At 68.6% G+C, this 20,558-nt stretch carries 18 protein-coding genes; 9 read left to right on the top strand and 9 right to left on the bottom strand.

The genetic code is table 11. The features are described from left to right. The first annotated feature begins 69 nt into the window (after nucleotides 1-69). From ACZ67T_RS35045 to ACZ67T_RS35030, 4 genes are all read left to right on the top strand, one after another. Complete coding sequence (locus tag ACZ67T_RS35045; RefSeq protein WP_469989554.1) at nucleotides 70-1,401, top strand: flavin monoamine oxidase family protein; 1,332 nt, start codon at nucleotides 70-72, stop codon at nucleotides 1,399-1,401. A 349-nt stretch (nucleotides 1,402-1,750) separates the two neighbouring features. After that, nucleotides 1,751-2,878, top strand: coding sequence for an NAD(P)/FAD-dependent oxidoreductase (locus ACZ67T_RS35040; protein ID WP_469989552.1), 1,128 nt, complete (start codon nucleotides 1,751-1,753; stop codon nucleotides 2,876-2,878). 346 nt (nucleotides 2,879-3,224) lie between these two features. Continuing rightward, nucleotides 3,225-3,464, top strand: a complete 240-nt coding sequence (locus tag ACZ67T_RS35035) for a hypothetical protein (protein ID WP_469989551.1) — start codon at nucleotides 3,225-3,227, stop codon at nucleotides 3,462-3,464. Between the two features lie 207 nt (nucleotides 3,465-3,671). Further along, complete coding sequence (locus tag ACZ67T_RS35030) at nucleotides 3,672-4,142, top strand: hemerythrin domain-containing protein (RefSeq protein WP_469989549.1); 471 nt, start codon at nucleotides 3,672-3,674, stop codon at nucleotides 4,140-4,142. 355 nt (nucleotides 4,143-4,497) lie between these two features. On the opposite strand, the gene ACZ67T_RS35025 is transcribed toward ACZ67T_RS35030, so the two are convergent. The 7 genes from ACZ67T_RS35025 to ACZ67T_RS34995 all read right to left on the bottom strand — a co-directional run bounded on the left by ACZ67T_RS35025 (nucleotide 4,498) and on the right by ACZ67T_RS34995 (nucleotide 13,419). After that, nucleotides 4,498-6,132 carry a class I adenylate-forming enzyme family protein gene (locus ACZ67T_RS35025; protein ID WP_469989547.1) on the bottom strand — a complete coding sequence of 545 codons (1,635 nt, stop codon included), beginning with the start codon at nucleotides 6,130-6,132 and terminating at the stop codon, nucleotides 4,498-4,500. After that, on the bottom strand, nucleotides 6,129-7,013 hold the full coding sequence (locus ACZ67T_RS35020; protein ID WP_469989546.1) for a crotonase/enoyl-CoA hydratase family protein: 885 nt from the start codon (nucleotides 7,011-7,013) through the stop codon (nucleotides 6,129-6,131). The genes ACZ67T_RS35025 and ACZ67T_RS35020 overlap by 4 nt, the downstream gene beginning before the upstream one ends. Beyond that, nucleotides 7,006-7,659 carry a TetR/AcrR family transcriptional regulator gene (locus ACZ67T_RS35015; protein ID WP_469989544.1) on the bottom strand — a complete coding sequence of 218 codons (654 nt, stop codon included), beginning with the start codon at nucleotides 7,657-7,659 and terminating at the stop codon, nucleotides 7,006-7,008. The genes ACZ67T_RS35020 and ACZ67T_RS35015 overlap by 8 nt, the downstream gene beginning before the upstream one ends. A 491-nt stretch (nucleotides 7,660-8,150) precedes the next feature. Next, complete coding sequence (locus ACZ67T_RS35010) at nucleotides 8,151-9,635, bottom strand: long-chain-fatty-acid--CoA ligase (protein ID WP_469989543.1); 1,485 nt, start codon at nucleotides 9,633-9,635, stop codon at nucleotides 8,151-8,153. Between the two features lie 121 nt (nucleotides 9,636-9,756). Further along, complete coding sequence (locus ACZ67T_RS35005) at nucleotides 9,757-11,466, bottom strand: aldehyde dehydrogenase family protein (protein WP_469989541.1); 1,710 nt, start codon at nucleotides 11,464-11,466, stop codon at nucleotides 9,757-9,759. 130 nt (nucleotides 11,467-11,596) lie between these two features. Then, nucleotides 11,597-11,797 carry a hypothetical protein gene (locus ACZ67T_RS35000; RefSeq protein WP_469989539.1) on the bottom strand — a complete coding sequence of 67 codons (201 nt, stop codon included), beginning with the start codon at nucleotides 11,795-11,797 and terminating at the stop codon, nucleotides 11,597-11,599. 419 nt (nucleotides 11,798-12,216) lie between these two features. Continuing rightward, nucleotides 12,217-13,419 carry a PucR family transcriptional regulator gene (locus ACZ67T_RS34995; protein WP_469989538.1) on the bottom strand — a complete coding sequence of 401 codons (1,203 nt, stop codon included), beginning with the start codon at nucleotides 13,417-13,419 and terminating at the stop codon, nucleotides 12,217-12,219. A gap of 103 nt (nucleotides 13,420-13,522) precedes the next feature. Between ACZ67T_RS34995 and ACZ67T_RS34990 the strand changes: the two genes are divergently transcribed. The 3 genes from ACZ67T_RS34990 (at nucleotide 13,523) to ACZ67T_RS34980 (ending at nucleotide 17,091) form a co-directional block, all read left to right on the top strand. Continuing rightward, nucleotides 13,523-15,187, top strand: a complete 1,665-nt coding sequence (locus ACZ67T_RS34990) for a GMC family oxidoreductase (protein ID WP_469989572.1) — start codon at nucleotides 13,523-13,525, stop codon at nucleotides 15,185-15,187. A 333-nt stretch (nucleotides 15,188-15,520) separates the two neighbouring features. After that, on the top strand, nucleotides 15,521-16,612 hold the full coding sequence (locus ACZ67T_RS34985; protein ID WP_469989536.1) for a PP2C family protein-serine/threonine phosphatase: 1,092 nt from the start codon (nucleotides 15,521-15,523) through the stop codon (nucleotides 16,610-16,612). 104 nt (nucleotides 16,613-16,716) lie between these two features. Further along, entirely contained in the window at nucleotides 16,717-17,091 is a 375-nt protein-coding gene (locus tag ACZ67T_RS34980) for a YkvA family protein (RefSeq protein ID WP_469989534.1), read from the top strand. A gap of 90 nt (nucleotides 17,092-17,181) precedes the next feature. Here ACZ67T_RS34980 and ACZ67T_RS34975 read toward each other — a convergent pair whose 3' ends face one another. Further along, nucleotides 17,182-17,559, bottom strand: coding sequence for a winged helix-turn-helix transcriptional regulator (locus tag ACZ67T_RS34975; RefSeq protein WP_469989533.1), 378 nt, complete (start codon nucleotides 17,557-17,559; stop codon nucleotides 17,182-17,184). 145 nt (nucleotides 17,560-17,704) lie between these two features. Between ACZ67T_RS34975 and ACZ67T_RS34970 the strand changes: the two genes are divergently transcribed. Next, on the top strand, nucleotides 17,705-18,112 hold the full coding sequence (locus tag ACZ67T_RS34970; RefSeq protein ID WP_469989531.1) for a RidA family protein: 408 nt from the start codon (nucleotides 17,705-17,707) through the stop codon (nucleotides 18,110-18,112). 461 nt (nucleotides 18,113-18,573) lie between these two features. Here ACZ67T_RS34970 and ACZ67T_RS34965 read toward each other — a convergent pair whose 3' ends face one another. Next, on the bottom strand, nucleotides 18,574-19,203 hold the full coding sequence (locus tag ACZ67T_RS34965; RefSeq protein ID WP_469989529.1) for a TetR/AcrR family transcriptional regulator: 630 nt from the start codon (nucleotides 19,201-19,203) through the stop codon (nucleotides 18,574-18,576). A gap of 249 nt (nucleotides 19,204-19,452) precedes the next feature. On the opposite strand from ACZ67T_RS34965, the gene ACZ67T_RS34960 reads away from it, so the two are divergent. Beyond that, a complete protein-coding gene (locus ACZ67T_RS34960; RefSeq protein ID WP_469989528.1) occupies nucleotides 19,453-20,298 on the top strand; it encodes an SDR family oxidoreductase in 846 nt (281 codons plus the stop codon). The last annotated feature ends 260 nt before the right edge of the window (nucleotides 20,299-20,558 follow it).

Here is a 20,558-nt window from a genome sequence, read left to right as displayed (position 1 = left end):
CGGCTCACTTGCCTCCGACAGCCAGCACCCAGATCCGACCGTAAGACTTGGACAGGAGAAGAGAAGTTGATGGACACCATCGTCATCGGCGCGGGAATCGCTGGCATCACAGCGGCGCGTCTGCTTCACGCGGCAGGACAGCGCGTGGTCGTGCTCGAGGCGCGAGACCGTATCGGCGGGCGGACATGGACGGACCGCACGGCAGGCTTCTCCGTCGACCGAGGAGCCTCATGGATCCATGGCCTCACCGGCAACCCACTTACGGGACTTGTCGCCGAGCTGGGGATGGAGACGCGCGAGTTCACGGTCGGGAGCTTCCAGGCCGGCGGGCGGCCCATCGCCGACTACGACGAATCTCGGCGCCTGCTGGACGACGACGCGACACGAGAATGGATCACCGACGTCGACACGGCAGATGAGCTTCTCCAGGTCACCGTCGCGAAGTCCGGTCACGACGAGAGTTACGCCACCGCCGCCGAGCGCGCCCTTGCCGCGACCGGATGGGAACCCGAACGCGCCGACCGCGTGCGTGCCTTCTACCGGCATCGGACGGAGGAACAATGCGGCGCAGAGGTCGAACAGGTCGCCGCTCACGCCCTCGACGAGGACGCCATCGAAGGTGACGAAGTGATCTTCCCGGGCGGCTACGATGCGCTGCCCCGTGCTCTCGCAGAAGGTCTCGACGTGCGCCTGGGTATGACCGTGACCGCCATCACCAGGTTGTCCGCGGGGGTGCGCGTCGACACGGAGAACGAGTCTTTCGAGGCCGCCCACGTGATCGTCACGGTCCCGTTGGGCGTGCTCAAAGCAGGGGCCATCGACTTCACGCCCGCTCTGCCCGACGCCGTCGCGGGACCGATCGCTCGACTCGGAATGGGCGTGTTCAACAAGGTCTTCCTGCAGTTCGAGAAGCAGTTCTGGCCGGACGATGTCTACGCGATCCGGCAGCACGGTCCGGCCGGCGTGCCCTGGCACTCCTGGTACGACGTCTCCGCGGTGAGCGGTAGGCCGATGCTGCTGACCTTCGCCGGCGGTGCTTGGGGGCGCGAGATCGAGCAGAAGAGCGACGAAGAGGTGGTCTCGTCGGTGCTCAGCTCTCTCCGCAAGATCTACGGCAACTCGGTCCCCGAGCCGGTGGCGCACTGGATCACGCGATGGGGCAGCGACCCACTCGCTCTCGGCTCGTACTCCTACGTCGCCGTCGGCTCTTCGCACGACGACCATGATGCGATGGCAGAACCCGTCGACGGCGTTCTCCACTTTGCAGGAGAGGCGACCTGGGGGAGCGACCCGGCGACCGTCCACGGCGCGCTCTGCTCAGGCCATCGTGCGGCCGAGCGGATCCTCGGTTCACCGATCTCCCTCGCCGAACTCACACGCGGCACGACCCCTTCGACGTGATGCCATTCGATACGCGGCATGCCGTGGGGACTCTCCGTCCTTCAGGGCGGGCAGGACGTCAATCAAGAGATGTGCCGAGGGCTGCGTCGGGCTAGCTCGCGTATCGCAGAGACTGGACAGCGCCCGGGCCGCCGTGGCGCTGGTCATCAATCGCCTACCGCCCCACAGCGGCGATCCAGGACTCGCTGGGCGTGTGGAATGCGGCCGATCGGACAGCCGCCGTCGTCAGCAACAGCCTGGTCCAGCTTCGTCGTGCGTGACGGCACCTCGTCCTGGCCTGGTACCCAACCACGTCGACTGGGTAAATGCACCCTGTCGGTACCGCCGTTGGAAACTGGAGGCCATACAAGTGAAGGTCGCAGTCGTCGGTGCCGGTGTCGTCGGTAGCGCGATCGCGTGGCGGCTCGCGCAACGCGGCGCGGAAGTGGTGTTGGTCGACTCAGGCCAGCCCGGGGAGGCGACCACCAGGGCCAGCTTCGCCTGGGCGAACGCAAGCAGTGTGGAAGACCCCGCGTACTTTGCCCTGCGCGAGAAAGGGCTGCACGAGCTCGCCGGGATGGCGGACGAGCTCGACGCACAATGGGTACTGGCCACCGGGCATCTGCGCTGGGCCGCAGCCGAAGACGACTCAGCGAAGCTCCGCAGCAGAGTCGACAGCCTCGCTGCACGCGGCTACCCCGCCGAGATCGTGACTGCCCGGTACGCGAACGAGATCCTGGAACCGCACGTGCGGTTCCCGCATCCTGATCATCCAGTGGCGTACTTCCCGGACGAGCCGGCCATCGACGCCCCACGTCTGGCCAAACAGCTCACTTCGCTCGCTGTCGCACAAGGAGCCACCGCCCTCCTGGGCAGGCCCGTACGGGCTATCGGCGTAAACCAGTCCCGTATCACTGACATCACGGTCGGCACGACCACGCACCCGGTCGACGCCGTCGTCAACGCGGCAGGCCCACACGGCGACCTGGTAGCGCAAATGATCGGGAGAGAGCTTCCCTTGATCGAAGAGCCTGGCTGCGTCGCCCGCCTCCACTGCAGGACCAACCCCGTCCGACAAGCCATGCATGCACCACACGTGGAGATTCGCGTGGACGGCCGCCATCAAGTTCTCGTCCACAGCCGGGCTGTCGACAACAAGCTGGGACCAACCGGCTATGCCCAGCCGTCCCACATCGAGGAGTTGCTCGCCCTCGCGCGGGAGGTTGTGCCGGAGCTGGCTGATGCGGAACTCGTCGATGCTCGTGTGGGGTGGAGGCCGATCCCCTGGGACGGTTTTCCCTCGCTCGGCCCGGCGACGGAGGCGCGGGGATACTACGAGGCCGTCACGCACAGCGGGGTGACCTTGTGCGGAATCGTAGGTCAGCTGCTGGCGGACGAGGTACTCACCGGGGTGAAACACCCACTACTTGTTCCGTTTCGGCCTAACCGCGGCGACAACGACATCGAGGCCCCCAACTCACCAGCACTCCCACGCTGAGTCGGGAAGGCTACGGGCTCCCGCCCGGCTGTCACCACCTGCGGGACTCTCCTCGGCGAACCCCCCGAAGAGCCCGCTCGGTGAACGCCGGCCTGGTCCGCTGCCTCCTCGGCAGGAGGCCAGTACCGCACCAGCCCAGATCACTTGCAGGTCGTTTGCCATGGGTGTCGGCGGCGGATCCGCGCAGGCAGCGGCCGGGGGCTGATGCGCGCGGACGACGGTGGAGTCCACCCGGATGTCTCAGTCGATCTAGCCCCGCCGCCTCGTTCGCGGCCTGGATCTGCTGCAACAGACGCTCCCAGGTGCCGTCGGCAGCCCACAGCCGTTGAGGAGTCATCATGTGTCCATGATGACCGATCTGCCCACCGTGACCGTGCGCCTGTGGCGCGCTGATGCCGTCGTGCTGTTCGACTGGCTGACGAGCACGGATCTCGACTCAGTGCCGGTGACGCACCCCACCCAGAAACAGGCACTGGCGGATCTGCTTGCCCGGTTGGAATCGGACACTGACACCGACCTGACCGGATCTACCACTGAGGAGATCGAAGCTGCTCAAGAGGAGGTCGCCAGGGACATGGGTTGGTGACGTCGTCCCGATCAGGCCGGTCGAGCTCCGGTGCCAGAAGGGGTGTTACGTGGCCACGCTCGGAATGCGGGACGGCGGCGGTCTCGACCGGGCACCGGGAACTGTAGTGTGTGGGAAGCGTCGCGTGCCGGTGGCAGACCGTGTCAGGCATGGAGGCGCCGGATCGAAGGAGACCGACGATGCACTCGTCGCCCCCTTCGTTGTCGCGTGACTGAGCGCGAGACGACCAGGCTCGTAGCCTGGAGCCAAGAACTCCGTCGGGTGCACCACCGACTACGGGAAGCGCTGTCCGTGACCCGTGCCTCTCTTGCCGACGGCACCTTCGGGGAGGCAGCCACCCGTGAGCTGCTGCTGTATTGCCACGGCTTCTGCGCGGCTCTCGACGGCCACCACCAGGGCGAAGACCGCACCTTGTTCCCGGCCATCGCAGATGCGCATCCGGAGCTGCGCCCTGTGCTGCGCTCGCTCGAGCAGGATCACTCGCTGATCGCCCAACTGCTCGGCAGCCTCCGCTCGGCGGTCGACCGGGCCGCGCCGCCTGAGGAGCTTGACCAACACCTCGAAGGTATCGCCGCGATCATGGAGAACCACTTCCGCTACGAGGAACGGCAACTGCTCACTGTGCTCGAAACCCTTGAGCTGGCAGCCGAACCCCGCGAGGTGCTGGGCCCGATATGACCCTCGGACCGGACTGTGGGTGGCGGTGGTGACCGCCACCTGCAGAATGATCAGCTGGGTTGCGTCTCGCGAGACTGCGTCGACCGCGTTCTTCGCTTTCGTGGTCTGGGCGACCGTCGAGATCCACGACCGCGGCGACCTTGACGGCTGAGTCGGCCCAGGCGAAGTCGGCCTGCCGGCCGCGGTCGTCGACGGTCGAGGGCGTTGAAGGTGGGCGGCCCTGGTTCCGTAATGCGGCCGTCGCCGCCCAATACTTCGACCTGGAGCAGGGGTGTTCGTTGCGGCGGTTGCCCTGCCGGGTCGCGGTTTCGCCGGCCGGCGTGCCCGGGTCGGGGTGCAGCTGGAGCGCTGGGAGTCAGGGGAGTTCGGGAAGGTCGCCGGCGTCTATTTTGTCCTGGAGGATGAATTTCTGGGTCTTGCCCATGCTGTTGGAGGGGATGGTCTGGGCGAGATACCAGCGGTGTGGGGTCTTGTGGGGAGCGAGCAAGTCCCGTGCATGGTCGTGGAGTTCGGTGCTGGTGGGTGGGGCGGTCGGTACGGCGGGCTCGATGACGGCGGCGACTTGTTCGCCCCAGTCCGGATCGGGAATGCCGAGGACGATGGCTCGGGCCACCTTGGGGTGGGCGGTCAGGGCGGTCTCGATCTCACGGGGGTAGATGTTCTCGCCACCCCGGATGATCATGTCTTTGAGCCGTCCGGTGATGCGTAGGTAGCCACGGTCGTCCATCACTCCGAGGTCGCCGGTGTGCAGCAAGCCGCTGCTGTCGATGGCGGCGGCACTGGCATCCGGGAGGTCGTGGTAACCCAGCATCACTTGGTATCCGCGGGCGAGGATCTCGCCCGGCTCGCCGATGGGCAGGACGTCGCCGGTGGCAGGGTCGGTGATCTGGACCTCGGCGTGCCACAGCGGCCGGCCAGTGGTGTGGGCCTTGTCGTCGGGCAGATCGTCCGGGCTGGTCTGGGCGAGGATGGGACTCAGTTCGGTCTGGCCGTAGACGGTGGAGAAGCGCGCACCGAACCGCCGCTCGGCCGTCTCGACGAGCGACGCAGGCACCGTGTCGCCCCCGGACATGATGATCCGGCAACTGGAGAGGTCGTAGGCGTCGAAGTCCGGATGGGCGAGGAGTGCCTGGTGCATGGCCGGCACGCCGCCGAAGACGTCGGCCTGCCAGTCCTGCATGGCCTGCAGGACGAGTGCGGGCTGGAAGAACTGGGGCAGTACCAGGGTTCCCTGCCGCACCGTAGTCCCCAGGACGGACAGCCCGCTGCCCGCCGTGTGGAACAGCGGCAGCGCACTCGCCCAGATCGTCCCCTCGGGGACGCCGGCACGCGCGGCCACGAAGTCCGCGTTGGTCACCAGGCCGCGATGATGCAGGAGCGCCCCCTTGGGGGAACCGGTGGTCCCGGAGGTGTACTGAATCTGTGCCGGGTCGCCGGGTGCCACCTCCGGCAGCTGCACGGGTTCGGCAGCCCGGATCCGCTCGCGCCAGCCGGCGAAGCCGACGGCCTCGCGCAGCTGCGGCAACCGGGTGCGGATGCGGTTGATCACTGGGGCCATGTCACTGCCGCGGAAGGCATCGACATGGAATACGCCCACCGAGCCCGACTGGGCGAGGATGTACTCCAGCTCCGCCTCTCGCAGCGCCGGGTTCGCCGTCACGAGGACCAGCCCCGCCAGTGCCGCTCCGTACTGCAGCACGATCCACTCGGGGATGTTGGGGGCCCAGACGGCGACATGCTCACCGGGGGCGAAGCGGTCCGCCAGCCACGCGGCGGCGAGTTCGGAGTCGGCAAGGAGCTCGGCGTAGGTCCATGTCCGGTCCGTGCGCTCGGCGCCGGACAGCGATCCGCCGGCCGGGGCGGCCTCGACCAGCGCGATCCGGTCCGGGACGGCCGCGACCGCCTGTCGCAGCACATCCCCGGGCGTCAGTTCCAGGATGGGACGAGAGGTGTCGGCAGGCCAGTGCGAGTGAGCGAGCCGCGTCGTCATGACCGATCGCCCTCCAGGTCGGCCGGAGTGGGGACCGGGCCGCCGCCCTCGGGTATCCAGCGGCCGGAGTCGCGCCACTTCACCGCCTCGTGGAAGCCGTGGGTGGCGGAGAAGTTCTGGAACCAGCGCCCTTCCGGGCTGTGACGGGTGATGCCGTCGAACAAGGTGGCCAGGATCTGCGTGCCCTGCAGCCCCATGTTGTCGTAGGCCTGATTGATCATCAGTTTCTGCATGACGAGCTGGTTGACGGGCACTCCGGCTATCCGGTCGGCCAGCTTCTCCACCGCGGCGTCCAGGTCCTCGGCCGGGACCGACTCCAGGACCAGGCCCCAGTCGGCGGCTTGTCGGCCGTCGATGGTGTCACCGGTGAACAGCATGCGCTTGGCGCGTTCGGCACCCAGTCGGTAGACCCACATCGCCGTGGTCGGGCAGCCCCAGACGCGGGACGGCATGTAGCCGATGCGTGCGTCGTCGGCCATGACCACCTGGTCGCAGGAGAGGGCGATGTCGCTGCCGCCCGCCACCGCGAAGCCGTGCACCTTGGCGATCGTCGGCTTCAGCGACCGCCACAGCGAGAAGTAGTCGTCGGTGTTCCGCTTCATCATCCGGTAGTCCTTGACCGGATCCCACACCGTCTCCTGCGTGCCGACCCCGTCCTCGGCGTACTCCTTGAGGTCGTAACCGGAGCAGAACGCCCGCCCCGCCCCTTGCAGGACGATCACGTGGACGTCCGGATCCTCGTTGGCCCGCTCGACCGCGGCCGGGATCGCGCGCGCCAGATCGTCGTTGATCGCGTTCAGTCGGTCCGGCCGGTTCAGCGTGAGGTACGCCTTGCGGTCCCGGACCTCGTACAGGACGGCCTGCTGTGCGGTGTCACTCATGAGCGTGCTCGGTTCCTTCCGAAATGACTGACCGGTTCACCGGGTTGGCGACCGATGGAGCGGCGAGAATCATGCGGACCACGTCCGCCCACTGGTCGAGCAGTGCGTCGCGGTCCGCGGCCTCGCGGTACAGCACGTCGGAGATCGTCATGCCGCGCAGCAGCTGCACCGTCAGATCTGCGACGAGCGGGTAGGCCGCAGACGACGTCAACTCGTCGCCCATGACGGCGGCGAGGACCCGATGCAGGTCCCGTCGGGCGGCACCTTCGGCGTGGCGCAGCACCCGCCGTAGTTCTTCGCTGGTGCGGGCAGCCGCCCACAGCTCCAGCTCCGCGCCGAACGAAGGTTGCATCAGCGCGGCCCGAAGAACCCGCAACGACCGGGCGATCGGGTCGGTGCCCGGGGGTGTCCGCGCCAGCTCCGAGCGCACCGCTTCTTCGTTGCGCTCGACCAGCTGACCGATCGCCGCGCCGAACAGCGCCTCGCGCGTGGGGAAGTGATGGAGCAATGCTCCCCGGCTCACACTCGCGCGGCGCTGCACCTCCAGAGTGCTCGCCGCGGCGAACCCCACCTCGACCAACGACTCCACGGCAGCGTCCACAATGCGCTGCCGCGTTGCCGCACGTTGATCTTCACGCTTCGTCACAGGGCCCACCGTTCACCGCCGACGCCGACCGCGGAGCGAGACTCTCACAGTCAGCGCTGACTGTGAAGACTCCGGGGCCCAGCGTTCGCACAAGGCTGGGAGGGGAGGGTCGTACCGGCCTGATGTTCAACACCACGGCCCAGGTGAACCTGCCGAGCGGAGGTGTCGACCGGGTTTATGTGGAGCGGTTCATGGCGGCGGCCGGCGCGCTTGCGCGGCGCGCGGTTCCCGGAAACTGCACGGTCGGACTCCCAACTCCCCTGGATATACGTGGTGTTCGTGGCACGCCGACGACTGCCGGCACGCCGCGGGCGCCGGCTCCGCAAAGGCTCGGTGGGCCACGAGCGAGGCGTACAGCCATCCTGGCTCCGGCGGGATTCCGGGCATTCCCGGCAAGATGCCTGCTTGCAAACTGCACGCCGGCCCGCGGTGGCAGCGGGCCGGCGTGGACGAGCAGGCAAGGCGTGGGCGATCGGACAGGGAAGGGTGCCTCAGGAACTCGGACTCGGGGCTGCGATCTCGCGCTTGAGGATCTTGCCGGTGGCTCCCTTGGGGAGTGCGTCGACCAGCCAGACCTCTCGGGGGTACTTGTACGGGGCGACCCGTGCCCGCACGAACTCCCGCAGCTCGTCGGAGGTGGCCCCGGAGCCGGGGAGCACGGCGACGGCGGCCGCGACCTCCTCGCCGAGGCTGGGGTGCAGGACGCCGATCACCGCTGCTTCGGCGACTGCAGGGTGTTCGTAGAGGACTTCCTCGATCTCGCGGGGGTAGACGTTGAAACCCCCGCGGATGATCAGGTCCTTCTTCCGGTCGACGATGTAGTAGAAGCCGTCCTCGTCGACGCGCGCGAGGTCGCCGGTGCGCAGCCAGCCGTCCTGGATGGTTTCGGCCGTGGCCTCGGGGCGGCCCCAGTAGCCCTTCATGATGTTGTGGCCGCGTACGCACAGCTCGCCCACTCCGTCGTGCTCGTCGAGCAGGCGCATCTCGACCCCCTCGATCGGGGTGCCGACGGAGCCGGGCTTGCGGGGGCGGTCCGGGTGGTTGAAGGAGGCGACCGGGGAGGTCTCGGACATGCCGAAGCCCTCCAGTACAGGACAGGTGAAGGCGCTCTCGAAGCCGTGCAGGACCTCGACGGGCAGCGCAGCGCCGCCCGAGATACCCACCCGCAGGGTGGAACAGTCGTAGGTGCCGGGCTGCTGTGTGTGCACGGCGAGCATCGCCGCGTACATGGTGGGCACGCCCCCGAAGACGGTGACCTGGCGCTGCTGGACGGTTTGCAGCGCCAGGACGGGGTCGAATCGGGGCAGCAGGGTCAGCCGGGCACCGACGCCGACCGCGGTGTTCATGGAGCAGGTCTGGCCGAAGGCGTGGAAGAGCGGCAGACAACCCAGCACGGTGTCCTCGGGACTCAGCCGGATCAGCGACCGTGCGGTGATGTCGGCGTTGCGCGTGAGGCCGGTGTGGGTGAGTTCGGCCCCCTTGGGGACTCCCGTGGTCCCGGAGGTGTAGAGGATGACCGCGGTGTCGTGGCCGCCGCCGAGCGCTTTGGTGACCGGTTCCGGGTGGGCGGCGAGCAGGCCGGTGAGTGAGCCGGGACCAACCGGGATCACCTCGGCTGCGGTGCCCTGCGCACCCGTGGCGACCTCGGCCGTGGACGACTCGTGGGCGAACACCAGGACCGCACCTGAGTCGGTCAGGTAATGGGCGATCTCGCGTGCCTTGAGGAGTGGGTTCATCGGAACGACGACGGCGCCGGCGCGCAGGATGCCGTAGTAGAGGGCCGGGAACTCCAGCAGGTTGGGCATCATCAGGGCGACCCGGTCGCCCGGGGCGACACCACGCACCGACAGCAGCGCGGCCACCCGGCCGGCGAGGATGTCGAGTTCGGTGTAGGTCAGGGACTGGTCGCCGAGCTCTACGGCGGTGCGGGGGCCGTGCGCGGCGGCGCTGCGGCTGAGGAGGTCGGCGACATTCATCGGGAAGGGGGCCTTTCGTCTCAGGTGCCCGTAAAGGGTTCGGCCGCCCGCCGCGGGCGGTGACGCCTCGCGACGGGCGGGGAAGCGGGCCTGTCCGGCTCGGGTGTGGAGTACGGCGTCGTCAGCCGCGCAGCGCGGAGGAGAAGATGGCCGGCAGCTTGGCGATGCCGGGCGAGGCGGTGAAACGGGTGACGCGTTCGATGGTCGTACGCGACGTGCGGTTGGTGACGAAGAACGGCGGACGCGGGGACAGCGACGGGGAGCCGGTGAACAGACCACGCGGAGTGGGGGCGAACGGGGCTCGCAGCACGGTCTTCTCGATGTCCTCGAGCATGAAGGCGTTGTGGACGAAGCCGATGCCGCTGCCGATGTCCTGGCGCGTGTGGCCGGGGTAGGCGCCCCAGGGGGTGTAGCCGAGCAGGAAACCGATCGCCGACCAGCAGTTGACCCCGAGGGTTCCGTAGCGCAGTCCGGCGACGGCAGTGTCCACTGCGGTGCGGTGGGTCTTCTCGGTCTTCGGGTGGACGATGAGGGTCGCGCCGAGGGTGCCGGGGAGCGTGTCGTTGGCGAAGTCGACTGCGTGGCGCAGGAATTCGGCCGGGGTCGCGCCCGGCAGCCGTACGACGCCGAGGGCGCTGCCGAAGACCTCGCCGGTGATCAGCATGTCGTCGTGGTCGGTGATGTCGGGGACCACGATGCGGCAGTCACCGTCGCCGTGTGTCTCGGCCTGCGGGTGCGCCTTGAGCACGGAGGCAAGGCGCTGGTCGGCGCCGGGGTAGTAGTCGGTGCGCGGTGGCAGTTCTCGCAGCACCCGCCTGATCTCCTCCAGCAGCCGCTCGGTGCCGTCCCACTCCCGGGGCAGAACCAGGATCTGGCTGGCGATGCAGTTGTGGCCGGAGTTGTTCATCTTGCTGGTGACGATGTGCTCGGCCTGGAAACGGAAGTCCGCCGCGCTCCACGGTCCGGGAGCCACGATGCAGGGACTCACCCCGCCCAATTCGCTGGTGAACGGCTTGCCGGTCAGCGGCTTGTCGTCGCGGCGGCGCTCGCCCGCCCGCTCATCGGTGCCCCACACGATGGCGTCGTGGGTGCGGTCGCTGCCGGTGACGTGGATGGCGTCGACACCCGTGTGTGCGCACAGGTAGCCGCCCTCGTCCGCACCACCGTCGATGAAGCGCACCCAGCCGCGCTCGACGAACTCCGCGAAGACATGCTCGAAGTGCGGGCGCAGATAGGCGTTGACCGGGTTCATCTTCGCGATGACGACCTGGCCCTCGGCATAGAGCTTGTGGAGGATGTCGAGCGCGGTGATGGCCGCGACATTGCCCGCTCCCAGGACCAGGGCGACGGCCGGGCGTCCGGGCCGGCCGCGGTACTCGCCGGCGGCCCGCTCCCGTACCTGCTGCGCGGTGGTGCCGGCGCGCATCCACACCTGGGCGGTGAACCCGTTGAGCAGGAGAGCGTCCCAGCCGGTGGCGGGAAAGACGTCGACCAGGGTGCGGCCGTCGCGCATGTGTACCGCCCCGGCCTTTACCGGATCCTCGCCCGCCGCGATCCGGCGCAGCACATGCAGATAGGCACTGACGTTCTGGGCGAGCGCCCACGGTGCGCCGATCCAGTCCTCGGCCGCCCAAGGAGAGTCGGGCCCGTATCCCTTGGCGCGGGCGCCGGCGGCGGCCATGTCCGCGGCACTGTCGACGATCCGCGGCATCAACCGCTCCAGCAGAGCGATCCGTTCGGCGATCGGGGTGGTGGTCCACGTCGTGGCGCCGTCGCGCAGCTCGGCGAGGGCCTGGTCCAGCTGTTCGGTGTCGACAGCGGTGGAGGGCACGGTTTGCTCCAGGGGCAGGGGCAGGGGCAGGGGCAGGGGCAGGGGCAGGGGCAGGGGCAGGGGCAGGGGCAGAGGCGGTGGGCGGCGGGCTGAGGTGGGTGGGTCGGTGGGTGGCCGGGGGCCCGGTGTGTCAGACGCTTGGCTGGCCGGGGGTGTCGCGCGCAGGGTCGATGAGGGCAGAGTCCGCCAAGTCGCTGTCCGGCAGTCCTTGTTCCGCCATCAGCCGGAACGTCGGCGCCGCCACCGTGGGTCGCCACGGTCCGGATATTGCTGTCCGTACGCCGTCCCCGCGCACGATGCCGCGCTGCGGGACACGTCCGGTCTCGCCCATGGCAACCTTGGATGTCGGCTCGTGACACAAGAACTCCTGACGCAAGCAAAGATGGCGCCCGGGAGACCTGCTGACCATGGACAGGCATCCAAGGAGGCCTGTCCCCTTTGTGCGGGGGCACAAGAACGCTGGCAGGGGAGCGAATACCGTCTTGGCCATGAGCCGGAGCCGGACCGCCGCCGCACGTACCGAAGCCCGCGACGCACACGTCGTCACCGACATGCTCGACTCGGGCGTCCACCGCGGCAGACAGCCCTGTCAAAAGCGGCGAAGCCCGAGATCGTGGCCCGCCGACAAGGCGGCAGCTGCCGGCCTCTGATGATCAGGACCGGTCCCCTCCACCGAATCTGCATCCATCGCGCACCGCCCCCCGGCCGTAGGACCTTGCGGCCAACGACCCCAACGACCCCGAACGACGGTCAGGGCTTGGGGGGACCGAAGAGGGCGATGTATCGCAGGGCCAGCTCGACCTTCGCGGTGCGGTCGGTCAGCGGGTGACCCAAGATCTTCTCGGCACGCGTCAGTCGGTAACGGACGGTGTTCTTGTGGACGAAGAGCTGCTCGGCCGTGGCCTCGACGTTGTGGCTGTTGGAGAAGTAGGCGAGGACGGTGTCACGCAGCTGGGCGAGGTTCCTGTCCGTCCCGCAGAGCCCTCCGACCTCGCGGAGCACCATGCGTTGGGTCATCTCAGGGTGGTCGGCGACCAGGCACAGGAGTTCTACGTCGGCGAATTCCGTGACCGCGCGCGGGACGACGGCGCTGAGGCTGACCTTTTGGGCCGCCTTGGCCTCGGCGTGCCCGGCGCGGAATCCCTGCACCCCGGGCGACGGCGATCCGGATGAGAGGTGAATCTGCCACTTCTCGAGAGCGGCTTCCAGATCGGCGAAGGAGCCGAGTTCGGGACGTGACGGGGTCGCGACCCAGAACCACCAGTCACGGCTTCCGGCCGCGACGGTCAGCGGGCGCGGGGCGTTCAGTTTCTGCGCCAGGAGGTTGGCGATATGGAGTACCCGATCGTTGGCGTCCGCCGCGTCCGGGTTTCCCGTCCACGCGATGAAAGCGCTCTGCCAGTGTGTGAGCGGATGGGCCAGTTCGCTCGAAGCCTGATCGATGTTGGCCGCGGTACCTTGAAGGATGTCCTCGACCAATCGCGTGCGACGGAGCAGAGCGCCCTCGAGCAGCTGTTGCCGCTCTGCGTAGTACGTCTCGATGAGGGCTTCCACCGAATCGTTCATCCACTGCTCGGCGCGGGACCACATGTACTTCAGAGCCTCGTCGCGCGGGGGTGCGGACTCGTCGAAAGTGTCGGTGACCTCGGTGAAGAACGTGAAGACACTGTGGTGTGCGGCGCGGTAGACCTTGAGCAGGACGCCCAGGTCGGCGCCACGGCGGGCGAGCGAGCGGGCTAGATCGGCCGCCGGTCCAGGCAGCGCGAACTGGTGCTCGCAGGCCAGGTTCGTCGCGAACGACCGCCACTGCGAGCGGGTGCTCCCGTGAAGGATCTCGCCCAGCATCGGATCGGCGGCGATCGTGGGGATCTGATCCATTATGCGGTCGTCGACCTTCCGGACGAACGCCGCGGACACGCTGTCGGTGACGGCCTCCTCGGCGAATCCGCGCATCCACGCCAAGAGATCGGGGGAACCCGCCACAGTCACTCAGGCACCTCCAGTGCGACGTAGTCCTCGGTCAGACAGATGAGACAGGGTTTTGGACACGCACACAATGCAGCAGCCGAATCCTGGACGCAATGCCAAGCGCTGTCCCCTCGCACGATGCGAGATTTCCGGGACCGACGACTCTGGTGAGGAACTGATGGCGGCGTTTGACTACATTGTGGTGGGTGCGGGCTCGGCTGGTGCGGTCGTGGCCGGGAGGCTCTCGGAGGATCCGGGCGTACGGGTCCTGCTGATCGAAGCAGGCAGCGCCAAGAAGCCGATGAACGTGCAGATCCCAGCGGCGTTCGCCACGCAGTTCCGCACGAACCTCGACTGGAACTACGACACGGAGCCGGAGCCCGGCCTGAACAACCGCTCACTGTACCACCCCCGGGCCAAGTACCTCGGCGGCTGCAGCGGAATGAACGCGATGATGTACGTCCGCGGCAGCCGGCACGACTACGACGCCTGGGCGAAGGACGGTGCGACAGGCTGGTCCTACGACGATGTCCTTCCCCTGTTCAAGAACTCGGAGCGCAACTCGCGCGGCGAGAGCGAGTACCACGGTGCGACCGGCCCGCTGTACATCGAAGACCTCCGCTCCCCGAACCCCCTCTCCGAGAGCCTCATCGAAGGCATCGTCTCCACCGGACTGCCTCGGAACCCCGACTTCAACGGCGCGGAGCAGGTCGGCGCCGGATTCAACCAGGTGACGCAGAGGCGGGGACGGCGCTGGACCACCGCCGACGGCTTCGTGAAGCCGGCGTCGAAGCGCCAGAACTTCACCGTACTCACGGAGACGCACGTCAATCGCCTGCGCATCGAGGGCGGACGGGTCGTGGGAGTCGAGGTCACCCGTGCCGGGCGCCAGGAGTTCCATCAGGCTGACCGCGAGGTCGTCGTGTCCGCGGGTGCCTTCAACACGCCGCAGATCCTGATGCTCTCAGGGATCGGGCCGGCAGATCATCTCGCACAGCACGGGATCAAGGTCGTCGTCGACAACCCCAACGTCGGATCACACCTGATGGACCACCCGTTCTACCTCGTGAACTTCGAGACCACGGCACGTGGAACGCTGGCGAACGCGCAGTCGCCGGTCCAGCTCGCCAAGTTCGTCGCAGCACGACGCGGGTCACTGACATCGAACATCGGCGAGGTCGGGGCGTTCTTCCACACGCGCTCGGGCGAGGCCGCGCCTGACATGCAGATGATCGGTGCGCCGGCGTACTTCTGGAACAACGGTTTCACGACGCACGACAAGCCGGCGTACGCGATCGGCCTCTCGCTGGTCGGTTCCCGCAGCCGCGGCCAGGTGCGTCTGCGGGGAGCCGACCCCACGACGAAGCCCGCCATGACGTTCAACTACTTCTCCGACCCGGCGGAGATGGACTCGATGGTCGCCGGCATCGAGCGCGTACGCGAGGTGGCGCATTCGCCGGCCATGCGCGGCCTCACCACGCGCGAGCTCCACCCCGGAGGAGGCGCCGCCAGCCGTTCGGAGATCGAGGCCGAGATCCGACGCAACGTCGCCCACACGTACCACCCCTCCTGCACCGCACGCATCGGAACAGAAACCGACGGCGTCGTAGACCCGCAGCTACGCGTGCACGGCGTTGCCGGACTGCGCGTCGCCGACGCATCGGTGTTCCCGACGATCACCCACGGCAACACGCACGCACCGACGGTCCTCGTGGGAGAGAAGGCGGCACAACTGATGGCGGCGGCTCACTGAAGCTCATTGAGCGGCTCGAGGTGATGTGGCAGCGGCCATGAGCAGAGTCTTCGCCCGGTACGCCCTTCGGCGCGTCATCCCCGCACCCAATGACAGGCATACCGCGCCTGAACCTGCTGCTGCGCGTCCTCGCAGCCGAGACCGGCGACCAGGCGATCCAGGAGACCCCTGGCGTCAGGATCGACACCGTCGACGAGTCGGATGCGGTGATGAACCACCGCATCCGACTCCACGCCGCCCATGTGACCACCCCGCCCCGGCGTTCTCGTCGCACGAGGTCTCCGCCGCGTCCGCCGGGATGCGGCGCACGCCGACTGCCGCCAGCGTGGGGGAGTGGTGCAGCAGAACAAAGCCCAGTGGATTCCCGCCGGCGTAATCGTGCTGGCCGTAGCGATCGACTTGGTGACTCCGACCAAGGTGACGTCCGCCCCCCTCATCATGGCGGCGCCCGTCGCCGCCGCCCCGCTCCTGACGCTGCCCGGCATCATCTGGGTCGGCCTCGCCTCGATGGGCGTCCATGCGGGACTGGCCTGGGTGGACGGCACCTTCGGCTGGCACCGCGGTCTGGCCAACCAGTTCACCCTGTTGGCCGTGACCCTGCTGGCCATCTTCATCAACCGCACGCTGAAGAGGCAGAACGCCCGGACCCGGCGTGCTCAGCACGTCGCGGCCGTAGCCCAGCGCGCCGTGTTGCCCAGACCGCCGCCGCGCCTGGGCGACCTGCACATTGCCGCCCGGTACGTGCCCGCAGAGGACGAGGCCATGATCGGCGGCGATTTGTACGTCGTACAGGACACCCCGTACGGCACACGCGTCCTCGTCGGTGACGTACGGGGCAAGGGCCTGGGCGCCGTGAGCGCGGTCTGCGCCGATCTCGGCGCCTTCAGGTACGCCGCGGACGAGGCCGAGGACCTCGCACAGCTCGTGCGCTCGCTGGAGCAGGCACTGCTGCGTGAGGGCGGGCGGCGCGGCGGCCTCGAACAGGAGGAGGGATTCACCACCGCCCTGATCGCGGAGTTCCCCGCGGACCTCAGCGCCGTACGCATCGTCAACCGCGGCCATCCACCGCCCCTGCTCCTCGACGCACAGGGCTCGGCCACCGTCCTCGAACCGTCTCAGGAAGTGCCACCGCTGGGGATGGCAGCGCTGGGCAACTGGTCCTCACCGGTCGACACCTTTCCGTTCCCGCCCGGCGCGACACTCCTGTGCTACACGGACGGCATCACCGAGTCCCGCGACGCCGACGGCACCTTCTACGACGCTGCGCAGCGCCTGCCCGTTCTGCTCCAGCACCGCGCCAGGTCCGGCGAGCACCCCACACCGGCGCAGGTCCTCGACATGCTGATCCACGACGTACGGCGCCACACGGGAGGCCGGCCCCAGGACGACCAGGCGCTCCTCGCGCTGCGCCGCTCAGCGCTCTGACTGCGCCCCGCGTCCTGCGTCCTGCTTCCGCATCCCGCTCCCGCATCCGGGCGACGGCTTTCGGTGCCCTGTGGCGCACCCGCTGAGCGGGTACACGATGAGGCATGGACCCTAAAGCCTGGCTCATCCTTGCCGCAGCCGTCGTGCTGCTCACCATGGGCATCGCCGCAGTTCTCCTGGTGCGGGTGATCCGGGCGCGGAAGCTGCTCCTCTCCGCGGGAATCCCGCTGGGCAACAAGGCGCTGGTCTGGGCCGCCGTGATCTACACGGTGTCACCCGTCGACCTGCTGCCGGACCCCGTCTACCTCGACGACATCGGACTCCTGCTGCTGGCCTTGCGCTCGGTGCACGTCGCGGCGCGAAGCGGATACCCGCTGGTGGCAGGTCAACCTGTGGTGCGACACCTGGCAGGCCGTCGAGCAGACGGCCCTCGTCCACCTCATCCACCCGGGGCCGCTGCTGGTCGCGGCCGAGGATAACGGGGACGTCGCCGCCCGGTGGTTCATCCGGAAGGGCGAATCGTGGCGGCTGCTCGTCCCACCCGCCGACAGCCGTGACAGGACAGCGTCTCAGGCGTCGAAGCTGTGACGGGAGCTCTCGATGTGGCCGAGGTATCGGTGGGTCCAGTCGCACAGTCCGTCGATCGTCACCCGCAGGGCCTGGCCCGGCTCGGTGAGGGTGTACTCGACCCGCGGCGGCACGACGGGGTGCACGGTCCGTTCGACCAGGCCGTTGCGCTCAAGCATGCGCAGGTTCTGGGTGAGCATCTTGTGGCTGATGCCCTCGATCTGGTTCCGCAGTTCGCTGAAGCGCAGCGTGCTCTCGCCCAGGGTCTCGATGATGAGGAGCGCCCATTTGTTGGCGACGTCGGAGAAGATCTCCCGCGCCAGAGAGTCCGCGCGCCTCAGGTCGGCTTCGTCGGGCGAGCCCGTGAACTGCTTGGTCACTTTGAGGTTCCCCAGTAACTGAAAAGTGCGTTCTTCCACGTCAGCGGTCACTCTCCTACAGTTCCTGAGTAACCACAAGAGACCGGAAGACGCCTTGGCCCCGCGACGGCGGGCCCACGGGCTCCCGTGACTAGGAGGCAGCAAAATGGCCATCACACTGGTCAACCCCAGCGGATTGCCCGAGATCGATGTCTACCGGCAGATGTCGATCGCGACAGGAACGAAGCTGGTCTTCATCGCCGGACAGGTCGCCTGGGATGCGGAGGGCCGCACGGTCGGCGAAGGCGACCTCGCCGCCCAGGTCGAGCAGTGCTACCTCAACATCGCCACCGCTCTGGCCGAAGTCGGCGGTTCCTTCGGCGATGTCGCGAAGCTGACCGTCCACGTAGTCGACTGGACTCCCGACAAAATGCCCGAGCTCCTGGAGGGCATCCGTCGGGCGTCCGCGAAGCTGGAGGTCACCCCGGTTCCGCCGGCCACTCTGCTGGGAGTGGCGGCACTGGACGTACCGGCGCACCTGGTGGAGATCGAAGCCACCGCAGTCCTCGACTGAGGGTGACGGAGGGCTTGCACGGGCCGGGGTCTGGAGGGCGAGTTGGCGGATCGCGGAAGCCCTTGCGCGCTGCGGAAGAACGTCGCTCTCACGCAGATGAGTTGGGAGGCCGGCCGGTTTCATCGGCTGCCCGGGCCGGCAGTCAGGGAAGAGCCACTGTGAGTTTCTGTTGCCGGCGTAGGACGGTTGCTGGCGGGAAACACATCGCCGAAGGGGGCGCGGGCAGGACGTAGTGGCTGCCGCTGTGCCCGGTGCGGCCGGAGGGCGGCGCCAGATGCCGTACGCCTTCTGTCGGCGGCCAGCCGCGCGAAGCGGGGCGCAGGCTCGCATGCATCTCCCTCTTTGACGTCCCGATCCACGTCAACTCCGGCCGAGCGGGCGGCGCTTGAGGCGTCACCCGAGGCATTCTGGCGGACGTCGTGCCGCGCCCAGGGCGGGGCGTCGTGGGCCGGGACGTGTGGTCAGCCGGCCGGGGCGGCGGCCGGTGTCGGCAGCAGTTCCCTGGCCACCTGTTCCACCAGCAGCTCGCGCATGGTGCTCACCGTCATCCCGGGCACGCCGGTGAGTACTTGGATCGCCGCCCCGTCCGTCAGCGCGGTGAGGCGCAGTGCGACGACGTCCGGATCGGCGTCCTCGCGGAAGATGCCCTGCCGGTGTCCGCGCCGCACGATGCTGCGGACCGTCTCCTGCCACCGGGCGTAGTACTCGTTGTGCGCCGGTCGGAACTCCGGGCGCACGGCCGCCTCGGCCCAGTACTGCAGCCAGATCGCCCACTCGTCCCGGACCTGCCCCATCCGCGGCAGCTGGAGATCGATCAGCTTCAGCAAACGGGCGTGCGCGTCGTCGATGGCCCGCAGTTGGGCGCTCTGCCGTGTGAACGCCTGGCCCACGCAGTACTTCAGTGCCTCGGCCAGGACGTCGTCCTTGCCCGGGAAGTGGTAGTGCACCGTGCCCGTGCTGGTGCCGCAGGCGCGTGCGATGTCGGCGATCCGCACCGCGTGGAACCCGCGCTCCGCGATGAGCTGCCAGGTCGCTTCAAGGATGTGCCGCCGCCGGTCGTCGTCTCCGTTGCCTGTGGTCCGCATGGTCATGGATCGGCTCCATTCCGCTGCCTGTGCCCTCCCCGCTCCGCGGGCAAGGGCTCATCATGGCAGAGCCGCTCCAGGAGCCCTGGAGTTGACTTCTGAGTCAGCTGCCAAGCGCATGGTGCGTCATCGACAACACCCCTGGCAAGAGCGGAAATCAATCCCTGCGTACCCCCTTGACGGCGTCGTGTTGCGCTGGCTAACTGACGCATCAGTCAATCGCAATTTGCGCGGCTCGCAGATCTAGGAGGATCCGTGCGCAGCAACTCTCCCCTGCCGCTTTCCGGTGTGCTCAGGCCGGACGTCCACGCAGGCCGGACCGCTCTGGTGAGCGGTGGCGGTACGGGCATCGGGCGGGCGACGGCTCTCGCCCTCGCCGCGGGCGGCGCGCGGGTTCTGGTCTGCGGCCGGCGGCCCGAGCCGCTCGCCCGAGTCGTCGAGGAGATCGAGTCCTTCGGCGGGACGGCCGTCGCCGTGGCCGCCGACATCAGGGAGCCGGAGCAGGTCACCGCCGTCGTCGACCGGGCGCTCGACGCATTCGGCCGGATCGACATCCTGGTCAACAACGCGGGTGGCCAGTTCTCCGCCCCCGCCGAGGAGATCACCCCGAACGGCTGGCGCGCGGTGCACCGCCTCGCTGTCGACGCCACCTGGGCCATGACGCGCGAGGTCGCCCGGCGCGCGATGATCCCGCAGGGCGGTGGCGCCGTCTTCTTCATCGCCTTCTCCCCCCGGCGCGGCATCCCCGGATTCGCGCACGCCGCCGCGGCCCGTGCCGCTGTGGAGAACCTGGCGGCGGGCCTGAGCCTGGAGTGGAGCCGGTACGGCATCCGTACGGTCTGCGTGGCCCCCGGCACCATCGCCACCGACGGACTCGACGGCAACTACTCCGCCGAGGACCGTGAGCGCTGGGAACAGTCGGTGCCGCTCGGCCGTCTCGGCACCCCCGACGACGTGGCCGGCGTCCTCTCCTTCCTCGCCTCGCCCGGCGGGGCGTACGTCACGGGGACCACGGTCGTCGTGGACGGCGGCGCGGACGCCTGGGGTGCGGGCCATCCGGTCCCGGCCCACGCGGTCGACGCCGTGCCGGAACTCGTGTGACCCCCGGCGCGCGAGCCTGACACGCGTGGACCGAATCGCCTTGAAACCGGGGCGGGTTCGGGTCGGCCTACCCCGGCGCTGCCTCGACGGTCCGTCCTGCGCGCCGTACCTCTCGGGACACGACACCCCACCGCCCCGGAGCGGCCGACCGCCCCAACTCACCTGACATCACCCGGACGTCACATCAGCCCGGGCTTTAGGAGCCCCACCCCAGTGCTCCTGTGCTCCCGCAACACCATTACGCCCAACCGCACTTCACG

The sequence above is a fragment of the Streptomyces sp. NPDC107517 genome (genome assembly GCF_055582645.1).
Note: the sequence above shows the minus strand (reverse complement) of the source record. Positions and strands in the feature narration are given on the sequence as shown.

What these genes read in the sequence shown, in the direction of transcription:
- ACZ67T_RS35045 (WP_469989554.1), top strand. Translation starts at nt 70, where the DNA reads ATGGACACCATCGTCATCGGCGCGGGAATCGCTGGCATCACAGCGGCG.
- ACZ67T_RS35035 (WP_469989551.1), top strand. Translation starts at nt 3,225, where the DNA reads ATGATGACCGATCTGCCCACCGTGACCGTGCGCCTGTGGCGCGCTGAT.
- ACZ67T_RS35025 (WP_469989547.1), bottom strand. Translation starts at nt 6,132, where the DNA reads ATGACGACGCGGCTCGCTCACTCGCACTGGCCTGCCGACACCTCTCGT.
- ACZ67T_RS35020 (WP_469989546.1), bottom strand. Translation starts at nt 7,013, where the DNA reads ATGAGTGACACCGCACAGCAGGCCGTCCTGTACGAGGTCCGGGACCGC.
- ACZ67T_RS35010 (WP_469989543.1), bottom strand. Translation starts at nt 9,635, where the DNA reads ATGAATGTCGCCGACCTCCTCAGCCGCAGCGCCGCCGCGCACGGCCCC.
- ACZ67T_RS35000 (WP_469989539.1), bottom strand. Translation starts at nt 11,797, where the DNA reads ATGGGCGAGACCGGACGTGTCCCGCAGCGCGGCATCGTGCGCGGGGAC.
- ACZ67T_RS34995 (WP_469989538.1), bottom strand. Translation starts at nt 13,419, where the DNA reads ATGCGCGGATTCGCCGAGGAGGCCGTCACCGACAGCGTGTCCGCGGCG.
- ACZ67T_RS34990 (WP_469989572.1), top strand. Translation starts at nt 13,523, where the DNA reads ATGCAGCAGCCGAATCCTGGACGCAATGCCAAGCGCTGTCCCCTCGCA.
- ACZ67T_RS34980 (WP_469989534.1), top strand. Translation starts at nt 16,717, where the DNA reads ATGGACCCTAAAGCCTGGCTCATCCTTGCCGCAGCCGTCGTGCTGCTC.
- ACZ67T_RS34970 (WP_469989531.1), top strand. Translation starts at nt 17,705, where the DNA reads ATGGCCATCACACTGGTCAACCCCAGCGGATTGCCCGAGATCGATGTC.
- ACZ67T_RS34965 (WP_469989529.1), bottom strand. Translation starts at nt 19,203, where the DNA reads ATGACCATGCGGACCACAGGCAACGGAGACGACGACCGGCGGCGGCAC.